This window comes from Streptomyces sp. HUAS TT11, assembly GCF_051553595.1.
Taxonomy (GTDB): domain Bacteria; phylum Actinomycetota; class Actinomycetes; order Streptomycetales; family Streptomycetaceae; genus Streptomyces.
On record NZ_CP196184.1, the window covers coordinates 6,621,534 to 6,647,250 of the forward strand.

20 protein-coding genes are annotated in these 25,717 nt (G+C 72.2%); 13 read left to right on the forward strand and 7 right to left on the reverse strand.

The features are described 5' to 3' along the window. Window positions 1–251 precede the first annotated feature (251 nt). From ACSHXN_RS29560 to ACSHXN_RS29570, 3 genes are read right to left on the reverse strand one after another with little or no spacing between them, the layout of a single operon-like run. Window positions 252–884, reverse strand: a complete 633-nt coding sequence (locus tag ACSHXN_RS29560; RefSeq protein ID WP_059133302.1) for a TetR/AcrR family transcriptional regulator — start codon at window positions 882–884, stop codon at window positions 252–254. A 56-nt stretch (window positions 885–940) separates the two neighbouring features. Beyond that, on the reverse strand, window positions 941–3,025 hold the full coding sequence (locus ACSHXN_RS29565) for a YhgE/Pip domain-containing protein (RefSeq protein WP_356108254.1): 2,085 nt from the start codon (window positions 3,023–3,025) through the stop codon (window positions 941–943). After that, window positions 2,997–3,956, reverse strand: a complete 960-nt coding sequence (locus tag ACSHXN_RS29570) for an ATP-binding cassette domain-containing protein (RefSeq protein WP_383356081.1) — start codon at window positions 3,954–3,956, stop codon at window positions 2,997–2,999. Before ACSHXN_RS29570 ends, ACSHXN_RS29565 begins: the two co-directional genes overlap by 29 nt. Window positions 3,957–4,145: 189 nt before the next feature. On the opposite strand from ACSHXN_RS29570, the gene ACSHXN_RS29575 reads away from it, so the two are divergent. From ACSHXN_RS29575 to ACSHXN_RS29585, 3 genes are all read left to right on the forward strand, one after another. Then, window positions 4,146–4,685 (forward strand): SAV_6107 family HEPN domain-containing protein, encoded by a 540-nt coding sequence (locus tag ACSHXN_RS29575; protein ID WP_355133214.1) that lies wholly within the window; start codon window positions 4,146–4,148, stop codon window positions 4,683–4,685. Window positions 4,686–4,904: 219 nt separating this feature from the next. Further along, window positions 4,905–5,675, forward strand: coding sequence for a methyltransferase (locus ACSHXN_RS29580; RefSeq protein WP_438304275.1), 771 nt, complete (start codon window positions 4,905–4,907; stop codon window positions 5,673–5,675). 326 nt (window positions 5,676–6,001) lie between these two features. Then, window positions 6,002–6,385 carry a DUF3040 domain-containing protein gene (locus tag ACSHXN_RS29585; protein ID WP_059133237.1) on the forward strand — a complete coding sequence of 128 codons (384 nt, stop codon included), beginning with the start codon at window positions 6,002–6,004 and terminating at the stop codon, window positions 6,383–6,385. Between the two features lie 392 nt (window positions 6,386–6,777). On the opposite strand, the gene ACSHXN_RS29590 is transcribed toward ACSHXN_RS29585, so the two are convergent. From ACSHXN_RS29590 to ACSHXN_RS29605, 4 genes are all read right to left on the reverse strand, one after another. Then, window positions 6,778–9,261 (reverse strand): transglutaminase TgpA family protein, encoded by a 2,484-nt coding sequence (locus tag ACSHXN_RS29590; protein WP_356108248.1) that lies wholly within the window; start codon window positions 9,259–9,261, stop codon window positions 6,778–6,780. Next, on the reverse strand, window positions 9,258–10,616 hold the full coding sequence (locus ACSHXN_RS29595; RefSeq protein WP_355133208.1) for a DUF58 domain-containing protein: 1,359 nt from the start codon (window positions 10,614–10,616) through the stop codon (window positions 9,258–9,260). The genes ACSHXN_RS29590 and ACSHXN_RS29595 overlap by 4 nt, the downstream gene beginning before the upstream one ends. Further along, the gene (locus tag ACSHXN_RS29600; protein ID WP_355133206.1) at window positions 10,616–11,641 is read right to left on the reverse strand and encodes an AAA family ATPase; all 1,026 of its coding nucleotides are present in this window, start codon (window positions 11,639–11,641) and stop codon (window positions 10,616–10,618) included. Before ACSHXN_RS29600 ends, ACSHXN_RS29595 begins: the two co-directional genes overlap by 1 nt. Before the next feature lie 272 nt (window positions 11,642–11,913). Beyond that, entirely contained in the window at window positions 11,914–12,456 is a 543-nt protein-coding gene (locus ACSHXN_RS29605) for a beta-class carbonic anhydrase (RefSeq protein ID WP_355133204.1), read from the reverse strand. A 433-nt stretch (window positions 12,457–12,889) separates the two neighbouring features. Between ACSHXN_RS29605 and rsmH the strand changes: the two genes are divergently transcribed. The 10 genes from rsmH (at window position 12,890) to ACSHXN_RS29655 (ending at window position 25,665) form a co-directional block, all read left to right on the forward strand. Further along, the gene (gene rsmH / locus ACSHXN_RS29610) at window positions 12,890–13,846 is read left to right on the forward strand and encodes a 16S rRNA (cytosine(1402)-N(4))-methyltransferase RsmH (protein WP_355133202.1); all 957 of its coding nucleotides are present in this window, start codon (window positions 12,890–12,892) and stop codon (window positions 13,844–13,846) included. A gap of 189 nt (window positions 13,847–14,035) precedes the next feature. Continuing rightward, complete coding sequence (locus tag ACSHXN_RS29615) at window positions 14,036–14,602, forward strand: septum formation initiator family protein (RefSeq protein ID WP_355795636.1); 567 nt, start codon at window positions 14,036–14,038, stop codon at window positions 14,600–14,602. Window positions 14,603–14,607: 5 nt separating this feature from the next. Further along, the gene (locus ACSHXN_RS29620) at window positions 14,608–16,566 is read left to right on the forward strand and encodes a peptidoglycan D,D-transpeptidase FtsI family protein (protein WP_438304281.1); all 1,959 of its coding nucleotides are present in this window, start codon (window positions 14,608–14,610) and stop codon (window positions 16,564–16,566) included. A 217-nt stretch (window positions 16,567–16,783) separates the two neighbouring features. Then, on the forward strand, window positions 16,784–18,304 hold the full coding sequence (locus tag ACSHXN_RS29625; RefSeq protein WP_356108314.1) for a UDP-N-acetylmuramoyl-L-alanyl-D-glutamate--2,6-diaminopimelate ligase: 1,521 nt from the start codon (window positions 16,784–16,786) through the stop codon (window positions 18,302–18,304). Between the two features lie 4 nt (window positions 18,305–18,308). Next, window positions 18,309–19,724, forward strand: coding sequence for a UDP-N-acetylmuramoyl-tripeptide--D-alanyl-D-alanine ligase (locus ACSHXN_RS29630; RefSeq protein ID WP_438304283.1), 1,416 nt, complete (start codon window positions 18,309–18,311; stop codon window positions 19,722–19,724). Continuing rightward, window positions 19,724–20,812 carry a phospho-N-acetylmuramoyl-pentapeptide-transferase gene (mraY, locus tag ACSHXN_RS29635; protein WP_107116849.1) on the forward strand — a complete coding sequence of 363 codons (1,089 nt, stop codon included), beginning with the start codon at window positions 19,724–19,726 and terminating at the stop codon, window positions 20,810–20,812. Before ACSHXN_RS29630 ends, mraY begins: the two co-directional genes overlap by 1 nt. Continuing rightward, entirely contained in the window at window positions 20,794–22,221 is a 1,428-nt protein-coding gene (gene murD / locus ACSHXN_RS29640) for a UDP-N-acetylmuramoyl-L-alanine--D-glutamate ligase (RefSeq protein WP_438304285.1), read from the forward strand. The genes mraY and murD overlap by 19 nt, the downstream gene beginning before the upstream one ends. Before the next feature lie 126 nt (window positions 22,222–22,347). Next, window positions 22,348–23,691, forward strand: a complete 1,344-nt coding sequence (ftsW, locus tag ACSHXN_RS29645) for a putative lipid II flippase FtsW (protein WP_383356060.1) — start codon at window positions 22,348–22,350, stop codon at window positions 23,689–23,691. Between the two features lie 6 nt (window positions 23,692–23,697). Further along, window positions 23,698–24,795, forward strand: a complete 1,098-nt coding sequence (gene murG / locus ACSHXN_RS29650) for an undecaprenyldiphospho-muramoylpentapeptide beta-N-acetylglucosaminyltransferase (protein ID WP_356108243.1) — start codon at window positions 23,698–23,700, stop codon at window positions 24,793–24,795. Between the two features lie 93 nt (window positions 24,796–24,888). Continuing rightward, on the forward strand, window positions 24,889–25,665 hold the full coding sequence (locus ACSHXN_RS29655) for a cell division protein FtsQ/DivIB (protein WP_355133190.1): 777 nt from the start codon (window positions 24,889–24,891) through the stop codon (window positions 25,663–25,665). Window positions 25,666–25,717: the final 52 nt, after the last annotated feature.

A 25,717-nucleotide genomic window follows, 5' to 3' on the forward strand; every position in this document is an offset into this window, starting at 1 on the left:
GACCCGACCTGCACGAACGAGAGAGTGGACGCACGGACAGGGACGCGGCTTCGGCACCGCCGACACGGGGCGGCGGAACGGAGCCCGCCCTTGCCGCTCCTTCCGCCGGCCCGGTTCGGCGGAAGCGAGACACGGGGGACCCGGGGACTGACCGAACGAGGGTCCGGCGGGGGAGCACGACGGAGCACCGGTTCGGGGCGGCAGGCGGGGGACGCGGCCGCCCGGACCGGCGCTTCGGTGTGCCGGACGGGCTAGCGGCTGCCGCTCACCCGTCCCTGGAGCAGCCGCGACAGGGCCGCATGGACGTCGTCCAGGGAACGCTCCGGCTGGAACGACTGCCAGTCCAGGGCGGCCACCAGAACCATGCCGACCAGGGCGGCCGCCGTCAGCGGGACGTCGATCTCGTCGCTGAACTCGCCGTTCGCCACACCCGCGCGCAGCACGTCCTCGATGACCGCGACCACCTGCTGCCGCACCACCATGAGCGTGGACTGCCAGGCTCGGTTGGTGCGCCACAGCTCGGCCACGTACAGCTGTGTGAAGGCCGGGTAGCGGGCGATGAAGCCGAGCCCCGCGCGGATCATCGCGTCCAGGGCGTCCACCTTGGTGCCGCCTGCCAGGTCCGTCTGCTCGGCCGCATCGCGCAGGGACTCGGTGAGCAGCCCCACGCCGTGCCGCAACAGCTCCTCGAAGAGGACGGACTTGCTCGCGAAGTTGTAGTAGACCGTGCCCTTCGCGACGCCGGCACGCTCGGCGATCTCGTCCACGGTGGTGGCGGAGAACCCCTGCTCCGCGATGAGGGTGACGGCCGCCTCGTAGAGCTTCTGGCGGGTCGCCTCGCGGCGGCTCGAGCCGCCGCCCGTTGCGGTGGTGCTGCGTTCCATGGCGTTGATTCTCACAGCACCCGCCGCGTGCGAGGACACAGGCCCGGTTGCACGCGTCACAGACTCAGCTCCGGATGCAGACGGTCGAGGGTCCACACCTGCCGGCGGCGGGCCGACAGGGCGGTGAGCGCCAGGGCGCCCGCGGTGAACGCCACGAGAACGGCGCAGGCCTGCCACACGGGTCCGAGACCCCCGCCCGTGATGAGCCTGCGCAGCGCCTCGACGACGTAACTCATGGGCAGGAAGGGGTGGATCGCGTTGAAGAAGCCGGGACTGGTCTGCACGGGGTAGGTGCCGCCCGCGGACGTGAGCTGGAGCATCAGCAGGGCGAGCACCAGAATCCGGCCCGCCGCTCCGAAGCGCGCGTTCAGCCACTGCACGAGCGCCGCGAAACAGGCCGCCACCAGGAACAGGAATCCGATCGTCCCCGCCGCGTGGACCATTCGCAGGCCGATCGCCCAGTGCAGCACCGCCATCAGCGCGGTCGTCTGCAGCACACCCACGGCGGCCACCGGCAGCCAGCCCGCGAACGCGATCCGGCGGGCCGGGGCGCCCGCCGCCAGCGCGCGCCGGTTCAACGGCGGGATCAGCATGTACGCCACCATCGCGCCCACCCACAGGGACAGCGGGATGAAGTACGGGGCGAAGCCGGTGCCGTAGTTGGGGGCCTTGTGCAGATCGTCGGAGACGAGCCGCACCGGGTCGGACATGACCCGGGTGCGCCGGTCGCGGTCCTGCTCGCCGTAGTCGGGGATCTTCCCCGCACCCTCGTGCAGTCCTCCGGCGAGCTCGCCGGAGCCGTCGCCGAGCTTGTACATGCCTCCGTTGAGGTCGATCGCGCCGGTCTTCAGTTCGCCGACGCCCGCATCCAGGTCGGCCACTCCGGTGGCGGCCGTACCGAGGCCGGTGTGCAGGGTGCCGGCCCCCTTGGCGACCGCGGCGGCCCCCTTGTCGAGCGCGTCGATCTCGGCGACCGCGTGGTCGAGGTCGTCGGACAGGTGCGGTGCCGCCTCGGCGAGCGCCCGGGCCTGCCGCTGGAGGGTCGTGAGGTCCTTCTGCAGGGCCGCCATGTCGCCGTGGTAGTCCTGCACCACGGTGTTGACGTCCGCGGCGAGTCGCGCCGCCTGCGCCGCCGCGTCCTTCGCCTCCTTGAGGTCGCCGCACGCGGGGTCGTCCAGAATCTGCCCCACGCAGCGCCTGGCGTAGACCGCGTCCAGCGTCCGGGAGGCGGTGCGGGTGCCGCTCTCCGCGGCGGGCGCCGTCGTGACGAAGGCCTGGAGGTGGTCGCTGATCACGCCCGCCGAATCGGCCACCAGGGTCGCGGTGTCGGCGATCTGCCGGCCGTTCTTCTTCAGGAAGGGCCGCACCCGGTCGGCCGTGCCGTCGACCCGGTCGGCGAGCTTGCGGGTGCCCTCCGCGACCTGCTGAGCGCCGTCCTGGAGGTCTCCCGCGCCCTTGTGGAGCTTCTTCAGGCCGCTGGTCAGGTGACCGCTGCCCCGCTTGGCCTCCTCGAGCCCGTCGGCGAGGTCCTTGGAGCCCTTCTCCGCCTTGCCGATCCCGTTCGTGAGCCGGTCGGCTCCCTCGGCGGCCTTCACCGTCGCCCCATGGATGTCCGAGAACGAGATGAAGATCCTGTCGAGGAACGACCGGGACGCCTTGGTGGACGCGGCAGTCCGCACCTCGTTGAACACCGTCCTGGAGATCTGCCCGACGATGTAGTTGTTCGCGTCGTTCGTGCGCACCTGGAGCGCCCCCGTCTCGGGGGAGCCGCCGGAGCTGGAGGCGACCCGGGAGCTGAGGTCGTCGGGCATGGTCAGCGACAGGTAGTACGTGCCGTCCTCGACGCCCCGCCGGGCCTCGGCCGCGCTCACCTCGTGCCACTCGAAGGTGTCACTGCGCCGCAGCCCCTTGACGAGGTCGTCGCCCACGGCCACCCGTCGGCCGCCCACGGTCGCCCCGTCGTCGCCGTTGACGAGCGCCACGGGTATGCGGTCGAGCCGCCCATAGGGGTCCCAGAACGACCACAGGTACAGGGCGCCGTACAGCAGCGGCAGCAGCAGGAGCGCGACGAGTGCCGCGCGGGGCAGCCTTCCCCTGCCGAACCGCCTGAGCTCAAGCGCGGCCAGTTTCGGCGAGCGCATCCGCCGTCTCCTCATCGTCGTGGTCGTCGTCCCCGGACGGCTCGTCGGAGGTGGGTTCGTGCCGCGGGTCGCGTGTGCCGCCGGCGGACTCCCGGTGCGGGCCCCGTCCGTCCCGGGCGGCCCCGCCGGCCGCGTCCGGCGGGGTGGCGGCGGCCCCCGCGCGCCCTTCCCGCCTCTCGGGCACGGCTTCTCCGGGGCCGTCCTGCGCGCCGCGCCGTCCGCCGCCATCGGGGGCGGTCGACACCACGACCGCTCCCCGAGGGGCCTCGGCGCAGACGGCGACCACCGTCGTCCCCGTCTCGGCGAGCGACCGCAACAGGTCCCAGAGGGCGGCCCGTTCGCGGGCCGAGAGCTTGAGATCGGTGTCGTCCAGGGCCAGCAGACGCGGACGGCCGATCAGGGCCAGGGCCACGGCCAGCCGCAGGGCCTCGAGGCGTTCCAGGTCGCGCACGGCCGTGCGGGAGCCCTTCGGCAGCGACGCCGGGTCGAGACCGGCGGCGGCGAGGGCGGTGTCGATCCGCCGCGTCGCCCGGGCCGCCCGCTCGGCGCGCGGGCGCAGCAGTGCACGCAGGGAGTCGCCGAAACGGGCCTCCAGCAGGGCCCGTTCACGCAGGTGCTCGCCGACGGTCAGGGCCGGTTCGAGGTCGGTGACGCCGGGCACATGGGCGAGCGCGCTGATCCGGCGGACCGCGGACATCTCCTTCGGCAGCCGGTGCCCGCCGACCGTCGCCCGGCCCTCGCCCGGCTTCATGCGCCCGGTGAGGGCGAGCAGCAGCGAGGTCCGGCCTGAGCCGGAGGGACCCGCGACGGCGATGAGCGATCCGGGCGGCGCGTCGAAACCGACGCCCCGGAACACCCAGCCGCGCGGGCCCTTCAGCCCGAAGCCCGTGGCTGCGACGGCGACGCCGGGAGCCGTCTTCTGCCCCTGCATCTCCCTGCCCCCTCTTCCCGGCAGGCCACCGGCCGGGGCGGTCTGCTTTGAACTGACTGGTCAGTGCAAAAAGTTACCCCGAACTGCTGAGCGAAGCAAAAGTCCAGGTCAGAAGGGACTGTCAGTGCCATACCTCACGATGGGCACATACGGCGACAGTGCCGTCACACAGACGACAGGAGGTTCGTCATGGCCAGTCACCACGCAGCCGCCGCACGCCGGCGTCGCGCCACCGGCCCTGCCCCCTCACTGACCGGCCCGGCGAGCGATGTGCACCCCGTGCTGCGCCGGGCCACGGCCCCGCCCGCCGCCCTCGACCTGCTCGCCCAGGCACACGCCGCACTCGACGAGGCGGCCCTCCTCGACACGCCCAACGAGCGCTATGCCACGGCCCATCTGGCCGCCCTGCGCACGGCGGCCGCCGTGCTCGCCGCGCGCGGGCGCCCGGAACCCACGGCGCGACGCCGCGCCAGGATCAGGAGTGCCTGGGAGGTACTCCCCGAGATCGCGCCCGAACTGACCGAGTGGAGCGCGCTGTTCGCCTCCGGCGCCTCCCGCCGCGCCCGGGCCGAGGCGGGCATACAGGGCGCCGCCGGCACCCGCGACGCGGACGACCTGATCCGCGACGTTGCCATGTTCCTGCGGCTGGTCGAGCGCATGCTCGTGCTCCAGCCGGTGCTGCCGCAGCCGCGGCGGGAGGAGGACCGGGAGATGCCGGACGCGGGCTGAGCCGTCCGGCGCGGCCGCGGGGCGGCGGGCGGCCGGTGCGGGACCGGGGACGCCCGGTGGGGACGGCACGCTGTTCGGCCGGTGGACAGGCCGCCGGTCATGGCGCCGGAGGCAATAGGGTGGAAGCGCCTGCAGCCTTTCGACCTGGTACCGGGGTGGGAGGGCCGTCCGATCGCTCCGCCTTGCACCAGGCGGTGCCACGCCGAGGAGTCAACTGCCGTGTCGGACCCGCTGCGCCCGCGCGCCTCTCTGCGTACCGCCGTCGTCTGGGAGGTCCTCCAGGACGCCCTGGACCGCCGCGTCAAGGTCACGGGGCGGGACGCGCTGGACGTCCTCGACACCGGCGGCGGCAGCGGCAACTTCGCGGTGCCCGTCGCCCGCCTCGGTCACCGTGTCACGGTGGTCGATCCCAGCCCGAACGCCCTGTTCGCGCTGGAGCGCAGGGCCGCCGAGGCCGGTGTCGCCGACCGGGTGCAGGGCGTTCAGGGCGACGCCCACGGTCTCTTCGACGTGGTCGAGCGCGGCGGCTACGACGTGGTGCTGTGCCACGGCGTTCTGGAGTACGTGGACGACCCCGCCGAAGGCGTCCGCAACGTGGTCGCCGCCCTGCGCGGCGAGGGCGTCCTCAGCCTCCTGGCCGCCGGGCTCGGCGGCGCCGTCCTCGCGCGGGCCCTCGCCGGGCACTTCAAGGAGGCCAGGCAGGCGCTGGAGGACCCGAACGGCCGCTGGGGCGAGAGCGACCCGGTGCCGCACCGCTTCACCGCCGAGCAGCTCACCGCGCTCGTCGAGGAGGCCGGCCTGCGGGTGGGAGCCGTCCACGGGGTCAGGGTCTTCGCGGACCTCGTGCCCGGGGTGCTGGTGGACACCGAACCGGGGGCGCTGGAGGCGCTGCTCAAGCTGGAGGCCGCGGTCGCCGAGACCCCCGCCTTCCACTCCGTCGCCACCCAACTCCATGTCCTCGGTGAGACCCGAGGGACGACCGGGGCCTGAGCACGGACGGGCTCCCGGCAACGGCCCGAGCGCCCCTGGGGCGAACGCACTTCAAAAATGACGGCGCCCCGCTGATCAGGGGCTCGGCGGCAGATGGAGTACGCCACAGGCCCCCCGATCGAGCGGTCCGCGCCGTATGATCGAGGGAGACCGCCCGGCATGACGGGTCGGCCGCTGGGGAATGGAATCTTCAGTGAGCCGGGACGGCCATGGCGGGTTCCGGTTGGCCAATTGGCGTAGAGGGGCGGGTTTCAAGGGGGCGATTCCCTGCCTATCCTGAAGGGGACCCCCGGTCGCCCCGGCGACTGCACGATGAGGAGGACTCCGTGCCGCTCTCGGAGCACGAGCAGCGAATGCTCGAGCAGATGGAGCGAGCGCTGTACGCCGAAGATCCCAAGTTCGCGACAGCGCTTGAGGGAAGCGGGCTGCGTACGTACACCCGGCGACGGGTCTACCAGGCGGCCGCGGGCTTCCTGGTGGGTATCGCGCTCCTCATGGCCGGAATGGTCGCGAAGCAGATCTGGATCAGCGTGGTGGGCTTTCTCGTCATGCTGGGCTGTGCGGTGCTCGTCGTGACCGGTTGGCGCAAGGCCCCCAAGCCGGGCGAGCAGGGGGCGCCGGGCGCCCGCAGGCAGGTCAGGCAGCGACGCTCCATGATGGATCGCATCGAGCAGCGTTGGCAGCGGCGCCGGGACGAGCAGGGCCACTAGGCCCCGGGCCGGCAGATGACTTTCGCACAAGGGGGCGCCACCGGTGAGGTGGCGCCCCCTTGAAGCATGTCCCGACGCCCTGAGCGGCAGGTCGGAGGGCCGGACACCACGTGGGTACGCGGCCGGTCGCGATGACCGGGTGCGCGAGCGCCGGGCCGGGGGCCGCGGAGGACGGTGTGCGGCGCCTGTCGAGCGGCGAGTCGGGGAGCGCGGCGCCCGTCGAGCCGTGGGTCCGGTGGTGCGGCTCCTGGCCGGCCGTGAGCTCGGCAGTGCGACGTACGGGCGCGTCCGGTCCGGGGGCGGGGACGTACACACCCTTCGGAGCCCGCCTCGGACCCCCATGGGCGAGCGGGGCCCGTCCACCCGGAAGCGGGGCGGACGGGCCCGTCTCGTCAGCCGCTCTGCTGGCCCGACGGGCGCCGCGTCAGGGAGGCCCAGCGGGCCGCCCAGCGGGCCCTGAGATCCATCCAGCGGTCGGCCGCGGCCCACACCGCACGCCGGGCCGAGCGCGGTGCCACGACCGCACGCACCCGCTTCGACCCGCTGACCGTGGACCGCAGGGCCCTGCGCAGCGTGCGCGCATCGTCGACCAGTCCGGCCTGGGCGCGCGGCTCCGGGGCGAAGAGCACCTGCTCCACGGCACCGGCCACCCGGTGCACCGCCTCGGCCGCCGGCGGGTCCAGCCGGCCGAGGCGCACGATGCGCTCGGCGGCCCTGCGTGGGGTCAGCGCGTCGTCCGGCAGGATGCCGTAGTCCCACGCCGTGTCCGTCAGCTCGCGCCACACGGCCAGGGTGTGCCCCACGGCCGCCTCGGTCCGCCGGCTCACGGGTCCCTCGCCGGGCAGCACCGTCACCCCGAGCTCGTCGGCGGGGCGCTCGCCGGGTACGGAGGGCGGCCCGGCGGACGACGCATGCCGGGCGGAGGCCAGCCGTACGGCACGTCTCCGCAGGCGCCACAGCATCGGCGCCAGCGGCACGGCGAGCACGACCAGACCGAGCAGCGTCCACGCCAGGACCCGGTACCACGGAGGTCCGCCGTCCCCGGAGGAGACCGTCGCGCTCGCCGACTGGCTCGGGCACTCCGCCATCCTGCGCTCCTGTGCCGAGCAGCTCTGGGCGGCCGACGGCGCGGTGGACGGCGCTGTGGACGAGGACAGCGACGGGCGGGGGGCAACCGGCTCCTGCCCGGTCGGGGCGTTCGACTGCGTGTACGAGGGTGCCGACCCACGGGTCGGAGTGGGCTCGAAGCGAGTCCAGCCCACACCCTCGAAGTACAGCTCCGGCCATGCGTGCGCGTCCCGCAGCCCGACCGACATCGAGCCGTCCGGCAGCGGTGAGCCCGGTGTGAAGCCCACCGCGACGCGTGCCGGTATCCCCAGGGTCCGGGCCATCGTGGCCATCGCGAAGGAGAAGTGCACGCAGAAGCCGCGCTTGTCCCGCAGGAACCGCGCGATCGCGTTCGGCCCGTTGCCGACCTGCACATCCGTGTCGTAGGTGAAGCCGCCGTCGAGCGAGAAGTAGTCCTGGAGCTTGACCGCCTCCTCGTAGCGGTCGGACGATCCGGCCGTCACCTCGCGGGCCGTCCGGGCGACCACTCCCGGCACCGACGACGGCACCTTGGTGAACTCGCGTTCCAGTGCGGCGGGGGGCTCCGGCGCCGAGGCCAGTTGCTCGGCGGTCGGCTGCACGATCAGGCTCTTGACGCCGTACTGCAGGCCGCGGGTGTTCTGCCCGTGGTCGCCGACGAGCGTCCGGCCCACCGGCTCGTACCGCCAGCTGCCCTTGATCTTCACATCGGTCGCCGGGTAGGGCATCGGCAGCCAGTCCTGGGCGTACCAGTCCGCCGCCGAGATCTGTGTGTCGATCTCCGTCCGCCGGACGCTGCCCGCGAGGCCGGCGGGTGTGGGCAACGTGTCCGGCACCGCCGTGATGTGGCGCTGGGCCGGCTTCCAGGTGGTGCCGTCGAACTCGTCCAGGGCGACGATCCGCAGATACATGTCCTGGGTGTCGTCCGTGTTGGTGCGGTAGGCCATGACCTGCCGGTCCTGGTCCACGTTCAGGCTGTCCCGCAGCGACACCAGGGGGTTGACCGCGGAGATGGTGTTGCCGTTGCCGATGCCCGTGCCGACGCCCGTACCGGTGCCGTCCAGCAGTCCGCCGGAGAGCGAGGGCAGGGCGAGCGGCACCACCAGGGCGGCACCCAGCGCGACCGCGCCGATCCGGCGGCCGGTGCGAGCGGGCGCGACGGCGTGTCCGGGGTCCCGGCCCGGGGAGCGGGGTGCGGTGCTGAAGACCCGCCCCCACTGGGAGAGCCGCTCGCGGCCCTCGGCAAGGAGCAGCGTCAGATAGCCGGCGGCGGCCGTGAGGAACCACAGCCAGTCGGTGCCGCCGTCGGACAGCCCCGCGGCCACCGAATACAGCGCGAGCAACGGCAGTCCGGCCGGGGCCGCCGCGCGGAACGTCACCGCCAGCGCGTCGACCAGCAGCCCGATCACCAGGACCCCGCCGACGATCATCAGCCGGATCCCGGGGGTCAGGGGCGCCGGGATCGCGTACCGTCCGACGTCGTCCGCGCCCGACTGCAGGAGCTCCCCGAAATGACGGAAGGCCTCGGGACCGGGGACGAACCCGGCGATGGACTGGTCCCGGGCGAAGAACAGCGTGAGCAGCAGAAGGGTGACCACCGCCTGGCAGGCGATGGTCAGCGGGCGCGCCAGCGGGACGCGCCGGGTCAGTGCGCCCACACCGGTCTGTACCGCGAGCAGGAACACCACCTGAAGGATCCAGGTCGCCGGGGACACGAGCGGCAGCAGGGCGCACGACGCCATCAGTGTCGCCGCCGCGGCACACAGCGCCAGCCGGGCCCGCCCGCTCATGACCGTCCCTCCGCACCGCTCACGGCGCCCACACCCGTGTGCTGCCGGTCCGCCTCACGCCACAGGTCCGCGAGCGGGACGCCCCTGGGCACCGCGAGCGCGGTCCAGCCCGCCTCGCGCAGCAGCCGCAGCCGATCCTGACTCCGGTCCGACGCGCTCGGCACCTCGTCCGGTTCGCGTCCCCAGGAGGCGCTGTCCAGCAGGAAGGCGAGCGCCCCGCCGCTGCGCGTGCTCATCTTGGCCGCCACCGTGGCCTGCTCCTCGTCGAGGTCGCCGAAGAAGGCCACCAGCAGGCCCTCGTTCCCGCCGCGCAGCAGGTCGTACGCGCGTGACAGGCCCGCGCCGTCCGAATGGTCGATCACGGCGAGCGTGTCCATCATCAGTCCGGCCGCGTCGGCGGACTGCTGGCTCGCGCCCGCGAACCCGTCCGCGCCCTCACCGGGCACCGAACTGCCGGTGTCGGTCAACAGCCGTACCGAGAAACCCCGTTCGAGCATGTGCACCAGCGCGGACGCCGCGCCCGCGACCGCCCACTCGAAGGCCGAGTCGGGGCCCGAGCCCCGGAAGGCGACGGCCCGGGTGTCCAGCAGGACCGTGCACCGGGCGCGCTGCGGCTGCTCCTCGCGGCGCACCATCAACTCGCCGTAGCGCGCGGTGGAGCGCCAGTGCACCCGGCGCAGGTCGTCGCCGTGCCGGTAACCGCGGGGGATCACGTCGTCCTCACCCGCCAGCGCCAGCGAGCGCTGCCGCCCGTCGCCGTAGCCCCTGGCCTCGCCCGTGAGCCGTACCTGCGGCAGCGGCTCCACCCGCGGGATCACCGTCAGGGTGTCGTAGGTGGAGAAGGAGCGGGTCAGTTCGCACATGCCGAAGGGGTCGCTCAGGCGCAGCTGGAGCGGTCCCAGCGGATAACGCCCGCGCAGGTCCGAGCGCACGCGGTAGGACACCTCGCGCCGCCCGCCCGCCTCCACCCGGTCCAGGACGAAACGGGGGCGCGGCCCGAGCACGTAGGGCACCCGGTCCTGGAGCATCAGCAGCCCGGTGGGCAGCCGCGAGACGTTCTCCATCCGCAGATGGACCCGGGCCTCCGATCCCGCGGGGACCCGCGAGGGGGAGAGCCGGCGGCTGCCCGCGACCCGGTAGCGCGTGCGGTACAGCACCGACGCGCACACCAGGGGCAGCGCCGCCAGCAGGAGACCCACCCGGAGCAGATCGCTCTGGCCGAGCACATACGCACAGATCGCGGCGGCCACCCCGGCGGCGAGGAAGGAGCGGCCGCGCGTGGTCAGTCCCGCGAGCGTGGTACGCAGCCCGCCCTTGTCCTCCTCCTCGGTGTGCGCCGTCCCCCCGTGGGCCATCACAGCCTCCGGGGCGGCTGCTGGCCGTAGCCGCGGCCCATGGTGAGACCGGACTGCTGGGGCGCCGCGGGCACCGGGGTGCGCTGCAGGATCTCCTCGACGACCTGTTCCGCCGTCCGGCGGTTGAGCTGGGCCTGCGCCGTGGGCAGCAGGCGGTGGGCCAGGACGGCCACGGCGAGCGCCTGCACGTCGTCGGGCAGTGCGTACTCCCGGCCGCTGAGGGCTGCGGACGCCTTCGCCGCGCGCAGCAGGTGCAGGGTGGCGCGCGGCGAGGCGCCGAGTCTGAGATCGGGATGCGTACGGGTGGCGGAGACGAGGTCCACGGCGTAGCGGCGGACCGCCTCGGCGACATGGACGCCCCGGACCGCCTCCACCAGTTTCACGATGTCGTGGGCGTGCGCCACCGGCTGGAGGTCGTCCAGCGGATTCACCCCGCCGTGGATGTCGAGCATCTGCAGCTCGGCCTCCGCGCTCGGGTAGCCGATGGAGACACGGGCCATGAAGCGGTCGCGCTGGGCCTCGGGCAGCGGATAGGTGCCCTCCATCTCCACCGGGTTCTGGGTGGCGACCACCATGAAGGGGCTGGGCAGTTCGTATGTCTTGCCGTCGATGGTGACCTGGCGTTCCTCCATCGACTCGAGGAGCGCGGACTGCGTCTTGGGCGAGGCGCGGTTGATCTCGTCCCCGATCACGATCTGGGCGAAGATCGCGCCCGGCTTGAACTCGAAGTCCCGGCGCTGCTGGTCCCAGATGGACACGCCCGTGATGTCCGAGGGCAGCAGGTCGGGCGTGAACTGGATACGGCGCACCGAGCAGTCGATGGAGCGCGCCAGTGCCTTCGCGAGCATGGTCTTGCCGACGCCGGGGACATCTTCGATCAGCAGATGCCCCTCGGCGAGCAGCACAGTCAGCGAAAGGCGTACGACCTCTGGCTTGCCCTCGATCACTCCTTCCACCGAACTGCGGACACGCTCCACAGTGGCGGTCAGATCAGTAAGGCTCGCTCGATCGTCATAGGTCGTCACCCGGCCCTCCTCGGCCCGTTATTGCTCCGGGCCGACGCTCTGCGATGCGGACCGGCCCACCCCGAAACACGGACACCACGCGCGAAAGGTTCCGCGTGATGCCACCCCCGCATTCTTGTTGCCGTTACCGGTTCGTGTCACTCGCCTGTGGATAACTGGCCGCGATATGTCGGCCTTACGGCCTTTTTGGCCCACCGAAGCCGGGGTTTTTCGACCGAATGGACGTTCGCGAAGGGGACAGGCGTGGTGGCGCGGCAGGTGCCGCGCCCCCCTTACGCGGGGTCGATCTCCCGCAGCAGGCCCGTCTTCACATCGAAGACGAAGCCGCGCACGTCGCCCGTGTGCAGCAGGAACGGGGAGGTGCGCACGCGCTGCATCGACTGCCGTACGTCCTGGTCGACGTCGCGGAAGGCCTCCACCGCCCAGGCGGGACGCTGGCCCACCTCCATCTCCAGATCGTGCCGGAACTCCTCGGTCAGGGACTCGAGGCCGCAGCCGGTGTGGTGGATGAGGACGACGCTGCGGGTGCCCAGCGCCCGCTGGCTGATGGTGAGGGAGCGGATCACGTCGTCGGTGACGACGCCGCCCGCGTTGCGGATGGTGTGGCAGTCGCCCAGTTCGAGTCCGAGCGCGGCGTGCAGGTCCAGCCTGGCGTCCATGCACGCCACGACCGCGACGCGGAGCACGGGGCGGGCGTCCATCCCGGGATCCGTGAACGCGGCGGCGTACTGCTCGTTGGCGTCGACGAGGCGATCGGTGACGGTGCCCACTATGGCGCCTTCGGGACCGGCGGGAACGGATGCGGAAGTCGTCATACCCATGACGTTACTGGTCACGGACGATCGGGGCCTGCTGTGAGAGCGGACAAAGAACGCCACGTGTGCTTGTTGTGAGGTAACCCACACAGTCGGTGGACCTCGGCCGGAACCTCTGCCGGACGGGTGATTCCCCTCGAACCGCCCCGCCGCGACGCCCTGGCGCGCGACGCGCAGGGCAGTTGATTGACCGCAAGACAGGGTGGACTAAAGTGACGCGAAGCGGGAGGCGAGATGCTCTTCCTGCGGACTGTTTCCCCCGGAGACACCGGCTGAGCGCCGGTTCCTCCCCACGTGCGCGGCGCGTACGTACGGCTCGGCCTCCTCCCGCTCCCGGTCGGCTGACGCTTCCGGCGCCGGCAGGCCCTCCCCCTCGCGAGCGGGCGGGGACCCGGTGGTGCGGACCCGGTCGTGCCGGATCTGAGAGGCCCCCTTGAGCGAGAGTCGACACGTGCCCGTCATGCTCGGGCGGTGTCTGGACATACTGGCGCCGGCCCTCGCCGAGCCGGAGGCCGTCGTCGTCGACTGCACCCTCGGGCTCGGCGGCCACAGCGAGGCACTGCTGACGCGCTTCCCCGAGGCCCGGCTGGTGGGGCTCGACCGCGACAAGGAGGCGTTGCGCCTGTCGGGGGAGCGGCTTGCACCGTTCGGGGAGCGCGCCACCCTGGTGCACGCGGTCTACGACGAACTTCCCGGCGTGCTCGACCGACTGGGTGTCCCGCGCGTCCAGGGCATCCTCTTCGACCTCGGCGTCTCGTCCATGCAACTCGACGAGGCCGGACGCGGCTTCGCGTACGCGCAGGACGCCCCGCTGGACATGCGGATGGACCAGACGACGGGCCTGAGCGCCGCCGAGGTCCTCAACACCTATCCGGCGGGCGAACTCGTGCGGATCCTGCGGGCCTACGGCGAGGAGAAGCAGGCCAAGCGGATCGTGTCCGCCATCGTGCGCGAGCGCGAGAAGGAGCCGTTCACCACCAGTGCCCGGCTCGTGGAGCTGATCCGCAACGCGCTGCCGCAGGCGGCCAAGCGGACCGGCGGCAACCCCGCCAAACGCACGTTCCAGGCGCTGCGCATCGAGGTCAACGGCGAACTCGCCGTCCTGGAGAGGGCGATCCCGGCGGCCGTGCAGGCGCTCGCGGTCGGCGGCCGGATCGCCGTCCTCTCCTACCACTCGCTCGAGGACCGGCTGGTCAAGCAGGTCTTCGCGGCCGGCGCCGCGACCACCGCGCCGCCCGGTCTGCCGGTCGTCCCCGAGCGCTACCAGCCCCGGCTCAAGCTGCTCACCCGCGGTGCCGAACTTCCCACCGAGGAGGAGGTCGCCGAGAACCGCCGGGCGGCCCCGGCGCGTCTGCGCGGCGCCGAGCGCATCCGCGAGGATGTCGAGTGAGCCGGACGAAAGGGGTGGGGGAGTGACCAGGAGCGGCGTGCCCGCGGGCGGCCGGGCCACCGAGGGGATCCCGCCCCGGCCCGAGGCCCCGGCCCGGACGGGGCCGCTCGCCGGCTCCACCGGACCGCCCCGGGAGTCGCGGTGGCCGAAGAGGAGGCGTACGGGCATGGCGGCGCGGCGGGAGGGTGTGTGAGCGCGAAACCCCGACTCAGAGGGAGGGCCGCCCGGCTCGCGCGGCTGATTCCCGCCGGCGGTGCCGCCGGCGCCGCACGGACCCCCTTCGTGCTGCTCGTCGTCGTGCTGCTCGGCGGCGGGCTCATCGTGCTGCTCGTGCTGAACTCCGCGCTGAGCGAGGGCGCGTTCAAGCTCGACGACCTGCAGCGGCAGACCAAGAACCTCACCGACGAGGAGCAGGCCCTCCAGCGGGATGTGGACGCCTACTCGGCACCCGATGCGCTCCAGCGCCGCGCCCACGAACTCGGCATGGTCCCCGGCGGCGACCCCGCCTTCCTGAACCCCGACGGCACCGTCAAGGGCGTTCCCTCGGCCGCGGCCGAGCAGTCCGCGGCGAGCCCCGCGGCCGTGCGCCCGCCCATGGCGATCGGCTCCGGCCCGAGCAGGGCGCCGTCGCCGTCGTCGACCCAGCGTGCCGGTACGGCCTCCGCGCCCGCGCCCACCACGGCCCCGCCCGCCCCCTCCACCCCGCCCGCGTCCTCCACTGCGCCAGCACACCCCTCCAAGACCCCCGGCAGGTGACGGAAGTGTCCGACAGGGAACCGCCGCGCCGCCGCGTGCCCGGCCCCGCGCGGCCCGCTCGTCCCGTGCGCCCGGACGCACGGCGCCACCCGGGCTCCGGCGCCCGCCCCGCACGCCGCCCCGCCCCGGCCCGCGGGCCCGCCTCGAGCATCCGGCTGGGCAGCCCGCGCCCCCGGCTGCGCCTGGTCGGTCTCGCCCTGACCCTGGTCCTGTCCGTCTTCGTTCTGCGGCTGCTCCAGGTGCAGGCCGTGGACGCCAGCGCATACGCCGCCAAGGCCGATCAGAACCGCTACGTGGGCCGCACGCTGGCCGCCGTACGCGGCGAGATCACGGACCGCAACGGGGTGGAGCTCGCGACCAGCGTGGACGCGTACGACATCACGGCCGACCCGACGCTGTTCACGACGAAGGCCACCGGGACACCGGACGCCCCCGAGCAGGCCGCCGCGCTGCTCGCCCCGATCATCGACCAGGACGTCGCCCTGGTCGCCAAGAAGCTCAGGACCCCGCACACTCGCTACGTCCTGCTGGCCCGCCGGCGCACCCCACAGGTGTGGAACCAGATCAAGGACCTGAAGAACACGCTCGCCGACCGGGCCAGGACGGACAAGGGGACGGTCAACGTCCTCGCCGGAGTGCTCGCCGAGCCCACCAACAAGCGCGTCTACCCGAACAGCGTGCTCGCCGCCGGGGTACTGGGCTGGGTCAACGCCGACGGCAAGGGCGGCGGCGGCATCGAGCAGCAGCTGAACGAGGACCTGGCGGGCAAGGACGGCAAGATCCGCTACGCGCAGTCGGGCGGCCGTCTGGTGCCCACCGCCGGTTCCGCCGAGACGCCGGCCGTGGCCGGCTCCGACGTCGAGCTGACCATCGACCGCGACATCCAGTGGGCGGCCCAGAACGCCATCACCCAGCAGGTGAAGACGTCCCACGCGGACCGCGGCTACGTGGTCGTGCAGGACACCCGTACCGGCCAGATCCTCGCCATGGCGAACTCGCCCGGCTTCGATCCCAACGACCTGTCCAAGGCGAATGCCGCGGCCCTCGGCAACGCGGCCGTCCAGGACGCGTACGAGCCCGGCTCCACCGCGAAGGTGATGTCGATTGCCGCGGTGCTGCAGGAGAACGTCGCCACCCCGATGACCCACGTCGTCGTGCCCAACAGGCTGCACCGCGGCGACCGCCTCTTCCAGGACGACGTCGACCACGCGACCTGGAACCTGACGCTGAACGGGGTCCTCGCCAAGTCCAGCAACATCGGCACGATCCTGGCGACCGGGCAGCTCGGCAGGACACAGCCGGAGGCCAACCGGATCCTCTACTCGTACCTGCGCAAATTCGGCATCGGCAGCCCCACCGGCCTGGGCTTCCCCGGTGAGACCAGAGGCATCCTCGCGCCGCCCGAGAAATGGTCGACGTCGCAGCAGTACACGATTCCTTTCGGCCAGGGAGTGTCGATCAACGCGGTCCAGGCCGCCTCCGTCTACTCGACCATCGCCAACGGCGGCGTCCGCGTCGAGCCGACCCTGGTGCGCGGCATGAAGGGCGCGGACGGCCGCTTCACCCCGGCCGCGAAACCGCAGGAGACCAGGGTCGTCAGCGACAGAACGGCGAAGACCCTCGCCCAGATGCTGGAGTCCGTCGTGGACGACCGGGAGGGCACAGGTGTCGCGGCCCGTATCCCCGGTTACCGGGTCGCGGGTAAGACGGGTACGGCGAACCGTGTGGATCCGGCCACCGGCAAGTACCGCGGTTACACCTCCTCCTTCGCCGGGTTCGCCCCCGCGGACAACCCCCGGGTGACCGTCTACTGCGCCATCCAGAACGCCACCAAGGGCAGCTACTTCGGCGGTCAGATCTGCGGTCCCGTCTTCAAGCAGGTCATGGAGTTCGCCCTGAAGACCCTCCAGGTCCCGCCCACCGGGGCCGCGGCCGCGAACCTGCCCGTCACGTTCTCGCCATGACCAGCACTACGGGAAGACCACCAGGAACCAGCTCGTGACATCGATCACCCCCGATCCCGGGAACCACGCCCCGCCCGCGCCCACCTGCCTCCCCCCACCGCCGGCGCCGGAGCGCGCTGCGCGCGGGCTCCCTTTTCGCTCCGGCGGGGGCACGCCCGGTACGCTCACCGCCGTGCCACACGCTGATCAGTCCCCCACTTCCCAGAAGGGCGCTTCCGTGACGTATCCGGGGCCGCCGCGACCGGTTCAGGTCTCCGCCACACCCCTCGCGGAGCTCGCCGGCCAGCTGGGCGCCGCCGCGCCGGAGAACCCTGCCGAGGTCACGGGCATCACCCATGACTCGCGTGCGGTCCGCCCGGGCGATCTGTACGCCGCGCTTCCGGGCGCCCGGCTGCACGGTGCCGACTTCGTCACCCAGGCCGCAGGTCTCGGCGCGGTCGCCGTGCTGACCGACCCGACGGGCGCCGAGCGCGCCGCCGCCACCGGGCTGCCCGTCCTGGTCGCCGACGATCCGCGCGGACGGATGGGCGAGCTCGCGGCGACGATCTACGGCCACCCGGGACGGGACCTGCTCCAGATCGGCATCACCGGCACCTCCGGCAAGACCACGACCGCCTATCTGGTCGAGGGCGGGCTGCGCTCGACCCACAGCACCGGCCTCATCGGCACGGTCGAGATGCGCATCGGCGACGAGCGCATCAAGTCCGAGCGCACCACGCCCGAAGCCACGGACCTGCAGGCCCTGTTCGCGGTCATGCGCGAACGCGGGGTCGAGGCGGTCGCCATGGAGGTCTCCAGCCATGCGCTGGTCCTCGGCCGGGTCGACGGCTGTGTCTTCGACGTCGCGGTCTTCACCAACCTCAGCCCGGAACACATGGAGTTCCACTCCGACATGGAGGACTACTTCCGGGCCAAGGCGCAGCTGTTCACCGAGAAACGCAGCCGGATCGGCGTCGTCAACTTCGACGACGAGTACGGCCGCAGACTCGTGAAGGAGGCCGGCGTCCCGGTCGTCACATACTCGGCCGAGGGCCATCCGGACGCCGACTGGCGCGCCCAGGACGTCCGGGTCGGCCGGCTCGACTCGGCCTTCACCGTGCTCGGCCCCGAGGGCCTGCACATCTCCGCCAAGTCGCCGCTGCCGGGCCCCTTCAATGTGGCCAACACCCTCGCCGCGATCGTCGCCCTCGCCACGGCCGGCATCGACCCGCAGACCGCCGCCGACGGCATCGCCGCCGTGCCGGGCGTCCCGGGCCGCCTGGAGCGCGTGGACGCCGGGCAGCCCTATCTCGCGGTCGTCGACTACGCCCACAAGACCGACGCCGTCGAATCGGTGCTGCGCGCCCTGCGCAAGGTCACCGAGGGCAAGCTGCACATCGTGCTCGGCTGCGGCGGCGACCGGGACACCACGAAACGCGCCCCGATGGGCGCCGCCGCGGCCCGGCTCGCCGACACGGCCGTACTGACCTCCGACAACCCGCGCTCCGAGGATCCCCTCGCGATCCTCGCGACCATGCTGGAGGGTGCGGCCTCCGTACCCGCACACGAACGAGGCGAGGTGCAGGTCTTCGAGGACCGGGCCGCCGCCATCGCCGCCGCCGTGGCCCGCGCGCGGCCCGGGGACACCGTGCTGGTCGCGGGCAAGGGCCACGAACAGGGCCAGGACATCGCCGGAGTGGTCCGTCCCTTCGACGACCGCCAGGTGCTTCGCGAAGCTATCCAGAAGACCCAGGGATGAACTTGTGATCGCCCTCTCCCTCGCCGAGATCGCCACAGTCGTCGGCGGGCAGATGCATGACATACCGGACCCGTCCGTCCAGGTGACCGCGCCGGTCGTCCGGGACTCCCGTGAGGTGGAGCCCGGCGGCCTCTTCGTCGCCTTCGTCGGCGAGCGCGCGGACGGGCACGACTTCGCGCCGGCGGTGGTCGAGGCGGGCGCCGCGGCCGTGCTGGCGTCCCGCCCCGTCGGCGTGCCCGCGATCGTCGTGGACGACGTGCAGGCCGCCCTCGGCGCCCTCGCGCGCCACGTGGTGCGGCGGCTGGGGGCGACCGTGGTCGCCCTCACCGGTTCCGCCGGCAAGACCAGCACCAAGGACCTCATCGCCCAGGTGCTCCAGCACAAGGCGCCGACGGTGTGGACGCCCGGCTCGCTCAACAACGAGATCGGGCTGCCGCTCACGGCTCTCAGCGCCACCGAGGACACGAGGTTCCTCGTGCTGGAGATGGGAGCGCGCGGGATCGGCCACATCCGTTACCTCACCGGTCTGACCCCGCCGCGGATCGGCCTGGTGCTGAACGTCGGCACCGCCCACATCGGCGAGTTCGGCGGCCGTGAGCAGATCGCGCAGGCGAAGGGCGAACTCGTCGAAAGCCTCCCCTCCAAGGACGAGGGCGGCATCGCGGTGCTCAACGCAGACGATCCGCTCGTGCGGGCCATGGCGTCCCGTACGACGGCGAAGGTGGTCCTTTTCGGAGAGTCCGACGAAGCGGACGTTCGCGCCGAGAACGTGAGACTCACGGACAGCGGACAGCCGACCTTCAGCCTTCACACACCCTCCGGGTGCAGTGATGTGACCATGCGCCTGTACGGTGAGCACCACGTGTCGAACGCGCTCGCCGCGGCCGCCGTCGCCCATGAGCTGGGCATGTCCGCGGAGGAGATCGCAACCGCGCTCTCCGAGGCGGGCACCCTCTCCCGTTGGCGGATGGAGGTCACCGAGCGCCCGGACGGCGTGACGGTCGTCAACGACGCCTACAACGCGAACCCCGAGTCCATGCGAGCCGCACTGCGCGCGCTCGTGGCGATGGGCAAGGGGCGTCGTACGTGGGCGGTGCTCGGCAAGATGGCCGAGCTCGGGGACGAGGCGCTCGCCGAGCACGACGCGGTCGGGCGGCTCGCCGTCCGGCTCAACGTCAGCAAGCTCGTCGCGGTCGGGGGCAGGGAAGCGTCCTGGCTGCAACTGGGCGCATATAACGAGGGTTCGTGGGGTGAGGAGTCGGTGCACGTGTCCGACGCACAGGCGGCGATCGACCTGTTGCGCAGCGAGCTGCGCCCAGGAGACGTCGTACTCGTGAAGGCGTCCCGGTCGGTCGGGCTCGAGAGTGTGGCCCAGGCGCTGCTCGAGACCGGTGCCGAGGGTGAGGTTGCCGCCCGATGATGAAGCAGATCCTGTTCGCAGGAGTCATTGGCCTCTTCCTCACCCTGATCGGCACTCCGCTGCTGATCAAGCTGCTGGCCCGCAAGGGCTACGGGCAGTACATCCGCGACGACGGCCCGCGCGAGCACGCCAGCAAGCGCGGCACGCCGACCATGGGTGGCATCGCGTTCATCCTGGCGACGATCGCCGCCTACTTCCTGTCCAAGGTGATCACGAGCTGGACCACCGACAAGGCGGCCACACCGACCTTCTCCGGTGTGCTGGTGCTGGGCCTGATGGCCGGCATGGGCCTGGTCGGCTTCCTCGACGACTACATCAAGATCGTCAAGCGGCGCTCGCTCGGTCTGCGGGCCAAGGCGAAGATGGCCGGCCAGCTGATCGTCGGCATCGCCTTCGCCGTACTGGCACTGCAGTTCGCCGACGCCCGCGGCAACACCCCGGCGTCCACCAAGCTCTCGTTCGTCCAGGACTTCGGCTGGACGATCGGCCCGGTGCTGTTCGTGATCTGGGCGCTGTTCATGATCCTCGCGATGTCGAACGGCGTGAACCTGACCGACGGTCTGGACGGCCTCGCCACCGGCGCCTCCGTGCTCGTCTTCGGCGCGTACACGTTCATCGGCGTCTGGCAGTTCCAGGAGTCCTGCGCCAACGCGGCGACCCTGACCAACCCGGCCGCCTGCTACGAGGTACGGGACCCACTCGACCTGGCCGTGGTCTCCTCCGCGCTGATGGGCGCCTGCCTCGGCTTCCTGTGGTGGAACACCTCGCCCGCCAAGATCTTCATGGGTGACACCGGATCGCTGGCCCTCGGCGGCGCGCTGGCCGGCCTCGCGATCTGCTCCCGCACCGAGCTGCTGCTCGCGCTGCTGGGCGGCCTCTTCGTCCTGATCACCATGTCGGTCGTCATCCAGGTCGGCTCGTTCCGCCTCACCGGCCGCCGCGTCTTCCGCATGGCGCCACTCCAGCACCACTTCGAGCTCAAGGGCTGGTCCGAAGTCCTGGTCGTGGTCCGCTTCTGGATCATTCAGGGAATCTGCGTGATCGTGGGTCTTGGCATCTTCTACGCGGGATGGGCAGCGGAAAAGTGACCGACTGGCAGGGGAAGCACGTCACCGTCGCCGGCCTCGGCGTCTCCGGCGTCCCGGCGGCCAAGGTGCTCCACGGGCTCGGCGCCCGCGTCACGGTCGTGAACGACGGCGACGACGAGCGGGCCCGGGCACAGGCCGCCGAGCTGGAGGCGCTCGGCATCACGGTCCGGCTCGGCGACGGCGCCACCCTGCCCGAGGGCACCGACCTCATCGTCACCGCACCCGGCTGGAGGCCCGACAAGCCGCTGTTCGCCGCGGCGGCCGAGGCCGGTGTACCGGTCTGGGGCGATGTCGAGCTGGCCTGGCGGCTGAGGGGTCCCGACGCGGCCCCCTGGCTCGCGGTCACGGGAACCAACGGCAAGACCACCACCGTGCAGATGCTCGCCTCGATCCTGCGGGCGGCGGGCCTGCGCACGGCCGCCGTCGGCAACATCGGGGTCTCGCTGCTGGACGCCGTCCTCGGTGAGGAGCAGTACGACGTGCTCGCGGTGGAGCTGTCCAGCTACCAGCTGCACTGGGCCCCGTCGCTGCGCGCCCACTCCGCCGCGGTGCTCAACCTGGCGCCCGACCACCTCGACTGGCACGGCTCGATGGAGGCGTACGCCGCCGACAAGGGCCGTATCTACGAGGGCAATCGGGTCGCCTGCGTCTACAACGTCGCCGACAAGGCGACCGAGGACCTGGTGCGCGAGGCGGACGTCGAGGAGGGCTGCCGGGCGATCGGCTTCACCCTCGGCGCACCCGCCCCGTCCCAACTCGGCGTCGTGGACGGTATCCTGGTCGACCGCGCCTTCGTCGAGGGCCGGCAGAAGAACGCGCAGGAGCTGGCCGAGGTCTCCGACGTGAACCCGCCGGCCCCGCACAACGTGGCCAACGCCCTTGCCGCGGCGGCCCTCGCGCGCGCCTTTGGGGTGCCGGCCGGGGCCGTACGGGACGGACTGCGGTCCTTCACCCCGGACGCCCACCGCATCGCGCATGTGGCGGACGTGGACGGGGTCGCCTATGTCGACGACTCCAAGGCCACCAACACCCACGCGGCGGAAGCCTCGTTGGCGGCGTACGAGTCGATCGTGTGGATCGCCGGCGGACTCGCCAAGGGGGCCACCTTCGACGAACTGGTCGCCAGGTCGGCCAAGCGGCTTCGCGGTGTGGTGCTCATCGGCGCGGATCGCGCGCTGATCGGTGAAGCCCTCGCGCGACACGCCCCGGAAGTACCCGTCGTCGACCTCGACCGGACCGACACTGGGGCGATGCGCGCGGCCGTGCAGGAGGCGCGACGGCTCGCGCACTCCGGGGACACGGTGCTGTTGGCTCCCGCTTGCGCCTCCATGGACATGTTCGCGAACTACAACAAGCGCGGGGACGCGTTCGCGGAGGCCGTACGCGAACTCGGCACCGCGGACGCCTGACGGCGGGCCCCGGTCGCTCCGGGCACGCCCGGGATCCCTGGGAGGGACGCGTGACGACGCCATCGTGGCCGGTGTTCCGCCGGCGGCTGCCCGCCGGCGGCACCGCTCCGTGCAGCGAGGTGACCGGTGGCCTCCAGTAGCCGTGCGGTGCAGCGGCCGGCCCGGCGGCCCACCGGTCCGCGCTCCTCGCGCGACAACCCCGCGGGCCGTCTCGTCGCCCGGGCCCGGCGGGCCTGGGACCGCCCGCTCACGGCCTACTACCTGATCCTCGGCGGAAGCCTGCTGATCACCGTGCTGGGTCTGGTGATGGTCTACTCGGCCTCGCAGATCACCGCGCTGCAGATGTCGCTGCCGGGGTCGTACTTCTTCCGCAAGCAGTTCCTCGCCGCCTCCATCGGCGCCGTGCTGCTGTTCGTCGCGTCGCGGATGCCCGTGAAGCTCCACCGGGCGCTGGCCTACCCGATACTGGCGGGTGCCGTCTTCCTGATGGCGCTGGTGCAGGTGCCCGGGATAGGGATGTCGGTCAACGGCAACCAGAACTGGATCTCGCTCGGCGGCTCCTTCCAGATCCAGCCCAGCGAGTTCGGCAAGCTCGCCCTCGTGCTGTGGGGCGCCGACCTGATCGCCCGCAAGCAGGACAAGCGGCTGCTCGCGCAGTGGAAGCACATGCTCGTGCCGCTGGTCCCGGTGGCGTTCCTGCTGCTCGGGCTGATCATGCTCGGCGGCGACATGGGCACGGCCATCATCCTGACCGCGATCCTCTTCGGACTGCTGTGGCTGGCCGGGGCCCCGACGAGGATGTTCGTCGCGGTGCTGTCCGTCGCGGCCACCATCGGCGTGATCCTGATCAAGACCAGCCCCAACCGCATGGCCCGGCTCTCCTGCATCGGGGCGACCGAAGCCCAGTCGGGCCCGGTCGACTGCTGGCAGGCGGTGCACGGCATCTACGCTCTGGCGTCCGGCGGGATCTTCGGGTCCGGCCTCGGTGCGAGTGTGGAGAAATGGGGCCAACTGCCTGAAGCGCACACCGACTTCATCTTCGCCGTCACCGGTGAGGAACTGGGCCTCGCAGGGACGCTGTCGGTGCTCGCCCTCTTCGCGGCTCTAGGCTATGCGGGTATCCGCGTGGCCGGACGCACGGAGGACCCCTTCGTGAGGTATGCCGCGGGAGGCGTGACGACCTGGATCACCGCTCAGGCGGTGATCAACATCGGTGCGGTGCTCGGCCTGCTGCCGATCGCCGGCGTCCCTCTCCCGCTGTTCTCCTACGGGGGATCCGCCCTGCTGCCGACCATGTTCGCCATCGGGTTGCTGATCGCCTTCGCGCGCGACGACCCCGCTGCGCGGGCGGCGCTTGCGATGCGGCAACCTCGCTTTGGTAGAAAGCGGGCGGGAGGCCCTCCGGGGCCTCGGAGATGGAACACGATGCGACGGCGTGCCTCGGTGGCGCGCCCGTCCGGAGAGCGGTGAATTTCGGTGCATGTCGTACTCGCCGGTGGGGGGACCGCCGGCCACATCGAGCCCGCGCTCGCCCTCGCGGACGCCCTGCGCAGGCAGGATCCGACCGTGGGGATCACGGCACTGGGCACGGAGCGCGGTCTGGAGACGCGGCTCGTCCCCGAGCGGGGCTACGAACTCGCGCTGATCCCCGCCGTGCCCCTGCCGCGGAAGCCGACCCCCGAGCTGATCACGGTCCCCGGGCGGCTGCGCGGCACGATCAAGGCGGCCGAGCAGATCCTCGAGCGGACCAAGGCGGACGCCGTCGTCGGTTTCGGCGGTTATGTCGCCCTGCCCGGTTACCTGGCCGCCAAGCGGCTCGGCGTGCCGATCGTCATCCACGAGGCCAACGCGCGCCCCGGTCTGGCCAACAAGATCGGTTCGCGGTACGCGGCCCAGGTCGCTGTCTCCACCCCCGACAGCAAGCTGCGCGGCGCCCGCTACATCGGCATCCCGCTGCGCCGTTCCATCTCCGTCCTGGACCGCGCCGCGGTGCGCCCGGAGGCCCGCGCCGCCTTCGGGCTCGACCCGAACCTGCCGACGCTGCTGGTCTCCGGCGGCTCGCAGGGCGCCCGCAGGCTCAACGAGGTGGTCCAGCAGGTCGCTCCGTATCTGCAGCAGTGCGGGATCCAGATCCTGCACGCGGTGGGCCCGAAGAACGAACTGCCGCGCGTCCAGCAGATGCCGGGTATGCCTCCCTATGTCCCGGTACCGTACGTGGACCGGATGGACCTCGCGTACGCCGCGGCCGACATGATGCTCTGCCGCGCGGGCGCGATGACCGTCGCCGAACTCTCCGCCGTCGGGCTTCCGGCCGCATACGTCCCGCTGCCCATCGGCAACGGCGAACAGCGGCTGAACGCCCAGCCGGTGGTGAAGGCGGGCGGCGGACTGCTGGTCGACGACGCGGAGCTGACCCCCGAGTGGGTCCAGCAGAACGTGGTGCCCGTGCTCGCCGACCCGCACCGGCTGTACCAGATGTCCCGCGCGGCCTCCGAGTTCGGCCGCCGGGACGCCGACGACCTGCTCGTCGGCATGGTGTACGAGGCGATCGCCTCGGCACGGGCCGCCCGCTGACGAGGGGCGCACAGGACGGCGGGTGAGCCGTCGCGGTGGGGGTACCCGCGGCTTTCGGCCGCGGGAGAACCGACCCAGGGAGAAGGAGGGCGCGTGGCCGGACAGATGACCGCCGAGCGCGGCGAACGGCAGCGGCTGGAGTCCGGCCCGCCCCGGTCACCCCGTGTTCACCGGCGCCGTATGCTCATCATCCTTTTCCTTGCCGTGGTGTTGACGGGCGGCGGCTCCATCTGGCTGCTGTACGGCTCCCCGTGGTTGCGTCTGGAGCGTGTCTCCGTCACGGGCACGCAGGTGCTGACCCGGACGCAGGTGCGCGAGGCCGCCGGTGTCCGGCTCGGTACGCCGCTGATTTCCCTCGACACCGATGCGATCGCGGCGCGCCTGCGCCGGAAATTGCCCAGGATCGACTCGGTTGACGTCTCCCGTTCCTGGCCTCACGGAATCGGGCTGAAAGTGACCGAACGCACGCCGGTTCTGATCCTGGGAGACGGCGGAAAGTTCATCGAAGTGGACCGGGAAGGCGTACGGTTCGCGACGGTTTCCGCCCCTCCGAAGGGCGTTCCCGCTCTGGAATTGACCGTGGAGCGTTCGGCCGCCGCAACGCGTTTCGGCACCGGCCGGCTGATCGGCGCGGCGGCTCGAGTCGTCCAGGACGTTCCCGCCGCCGTCGCCCGGGACATGCGGACCGTCACGGTCCGTTCCTATGACTCCATCTCGCTGGAGTTGAGCGGCGGGCGGACCGTCGAGTGGGGCAGCAGCGAGAAGGGCCGCGCCAAGGCGGTCGCACTGAGCGCGCTGGTGAAAGCCGCGTCGCGTGCCCGGCACTTCGACGTAAGTGTCCCCAGCGCCCCTGCGTCATCGGGGAGTTGACGGCCGTCCGCGCAGGCCAGCACCCTGGTTGGGCAGCGCTACGGCTGATCAC